The sequence below is a fragment of the Paramagnetospirillum marisnigri genome (assembly GCF_001650715.1).
Classification (GTDB): domain Bacteria; phylum Pseudomonadota; class Alphaproteobacteria; order Rhodospirillales; family Magnetospirillaceae; genus Phaeospirillum; species Phaeospirillum marisnigri.
Genome location: NZ_LWQT01000093.1, coordinates 2,501 through 5,566, shown reverse-complemented (window position 1 = coordinate 5,566; position 3,066 = coordinate 2,501). Strand labels below are relative to the sequence as shown.

Here is a 3,066-nt window from a genome sequence, read left to right as displayed (position 1 = left end):
CGACCTTCAGGTTATGAGCCTGACGAGCTACCGAGCTGCTCCACCCCGCGTGAGGTGTCATGAAGCACGAACACCGGCCTTATTGGGGCCGGTGTACGATGTCGTCGCGATAGGTTGGTTTCCTTTGAAGACCTGGCAGCGTCCTACTCTCCCATGCCTTAAGACATAGTACCATTGGCGCAGAGGGGTTTCACGGCCGAGTTCGGGATGGGATCGGGTGGGGGGCCCTCGCTATGACCACCAGGTCGTCGAAGGAAACCGATTATTTTCTGATCTGTAGGGTATCTTCGCGTGCACGTCTTATGCGTTTTGTGTTGTCGGGCTTGCCGCTACGCATGGGCGATCAAGCCGATCGAGCGATTAGTACTGCTTAGCTTCACGTGTTACCACGCTTCCACACGCAGCCTATCAACGTGGTGGTCTTCCACGGCTCTGATAGGGAAACCTGGTTTTGAGGGGAGCTTCCCGCTTAGATGCATTCAGCGGTTATCTCGTCCACACATGGCTACCCGGCGATGCCGCTGGCGCGACAACCGGTACACTAGAGGTGTGTCCATCCCGGTCCTCTCGTACTAGGGACAGGTCCTCTCAAGTTTCCAACACCCATGGTAGATAGGGACCGAACTGTCTCACGACGTTCTAAACCCAGCTCACGTACCACTTTAATCGGCGAACAGCCGAACCCTTGGGACCTGCTCCAGCCCCAGGATGTGATGAGCCGACATCGAGGTGCCAAACCTCCCCGTCGATGTGGACTCTTGGGGGAGATCAGCCTGTTATCCCCGGCGTACCTTTTATCCGTTGAGCGATGGCCCTTCCACTCGGGACCACCGGATCACTATGACCGACTTTCGTCTCTGCTCGACTTGTTTGTCTCGCAGTCAGGCGGGCTTATGCCATTGCACTCGACAGCTGATTTCCGACCAGCCTGAGCCCACCATCGCGCGCCTCCGTTACTCTTTGGGAGGCGACCGCCCCAGTCAAACTACCCGCCATGCAGGGTCCCGGCCCCGGGTTCACGGGGCGCGGTTAGATACCAGGAAGCAGAAGGGTGGTATTTCAAGGTTGCCTCCACACCGGCTGGCGCCGATGCTTCATAGGCTCCCACCTATCCTACACATCCACATCCTAGTACCACTGCAAAGCTGTAGTAAAGGTGCACGGGGTCTTTCCGTCTAGCCACGGGTACTCCGCATCTTCACGGAGAATTCAATTTCGCTGAGTTGATGTTGGAGACAGCGGGGAAGTCGTTACGCCATTCGTGCAGGTCGGAACTTACCCGACAAGGAATTTCGCTACCTTAGGACCGTTATAGTTACGGCCGCCGTTTACCGGGGCTTCAATTCAAGGCTTGCACCTCTCCTTTTAACCTTCCGGCACCGGGCAGGCGTCAGACCCTATACGTCGTCTTTCGACTTCGCAGAGCCCTGTGTTTTTAGTAAACAGTCGCCACCCCCTGGTCTGTGCCACCCCCCCCTGCTTGCGCAAGGAGAGGTACCCCTTATCCCGAAGTTACGGGGTCAATTTGCCTAGTTCCTTCAACATCATTCTCTCAAGCGCCTTGGTATACTCTACCAGTCCACCTGTGTCGGTTTCGGGTACGGTCTATACGCTGGCGTTATTTCCTGGACCTCCTTCACCGCACCTCCAATCCGATAAGGAGATACGATACACGGAGGCCGTCACGTCCAGCAGGCCCACGAATATTAACGTGGTTCCCATCGACTACGGCTTTCGCCCTCGCCTTAGGGGCCGGCTTACCCTGCGCGGATTAGCCTTGCGCAGGAACCCTTGGACTTTCGGCGACAGTGTTTCTCACACTGTTTGTCGCTACTCATGTCAGCATTCTCACTTCCGATACCTCCAGCGCCTCTCACGATGACGCCTTCATCGGCTTACGGAACGCTCCGCTACCGCGTGCATTGCTGCACACCCGCAGCTTCGGTGCATGGCTTGAGCCCCGGTACATTTTCGGCGCGAGACAGCTATTAGACCAGTGAGCTATTACGCTTTCTTTAAAGGATGGCTGCTTCTAAGCCAACCTCCTGGTTGTTTTGGCCGTCTTACATCCTTTCCCACTTAGCCATGACTTGGGGACCTTAGCTGGCGGTCTGGGCTGTTTCCCTTTTGACGATGGACCTTAGCACCCACCGTCTGTCTCCCGGATAGTACTCATCGGTATTCGGAGTTTGGTTAGGTTTGGTAGGTCTTTGGGACCCCCTAGCCCATCCAGTGCTCTACCCCCGATGGTATAAGTCCGAGGCGCTACCTAAATAGCTTTCGCGGAGAACCAGCTATTTCCGAGTTTGATTGGCCTTTCACCCCTAACCACAGGTCATCTCCGTCTTTTTCAACAGACGTGAGTTCGGTCCTCCAGTGGGTGTTACCCCACCTTCAACCTGCCCATGGCTAGATCACCCGGTTTCGGGTCTAATGCATGCAACTCGACGCCCTATTCAGACTCGCTTTCGCTACGCCTACGCCTACCGGCTTAAGCTTGCTGCATACACTAACTCGCTGACCCATTATACAAAAGGTACGCCGTCACCCCTCAAGGGGGCTCCGACTGCTTGTAGGCATTCCGTTTCAGGTACTATTTCACTCCCCTCGTCGGGGTGCTTTTCACCTTTCCCTCACGGTACTAGTTCGCTATCGGTCACTGAGGAGTACTTAGCCTTGGAGGGTGGTCCCCCCATGTTCAGACAGGATTTCACGTGTCCCGCCTTACTCGAGGATGTCGTGCGGTTTACCCCTACGCGGCTGTCACGCGCTATGGCGCTCCTTTCCAGAAGCTTCGGGTTATGTACACGACATCACTGGGCTGGTCCGCGTTCGCTCGCCACTACTAGCGGAGTCTCGGTTGATGTCCTTTCCTCGGGCTACTTAGATGTTTCAGTTCGCCCGGTTCGCCTCCTTCACCTATGGATTCAGTGAAGGATCACCTTACGGTGGGGTTTCCCCATTCGGATATCCACGGATCAAAGCCTGCTCTCGGCTCCCCGTGGCTTTTCGCAGAGTGCCACGTCCTTCATCGCCTCTCAGTGCCAAGGCATCCACGAAATGCCC

The 3,066-nt window shown here is 55.9% G+C and carries 2 rRNA genes (1 of these 2 running past the window's edge); both read right to left on the bottom strand.

What is annotated here, in order from left to right:
• Window positions 1-130: 130 nt before the first annotated feature.
• Window positions 131-245 (bottom strand): 5S ribosomal RNA (gene rrf / locus A6A04_RS17330).
• 94 nt (window positions 246-339) lie between these two features.
• Window positions 340-3,066: ribosomal RNA gene (locus tag A6A04_RS17325) — 23S ribosomal RNA — on the bottom strand (it continues 15 nt past the right edge of the window).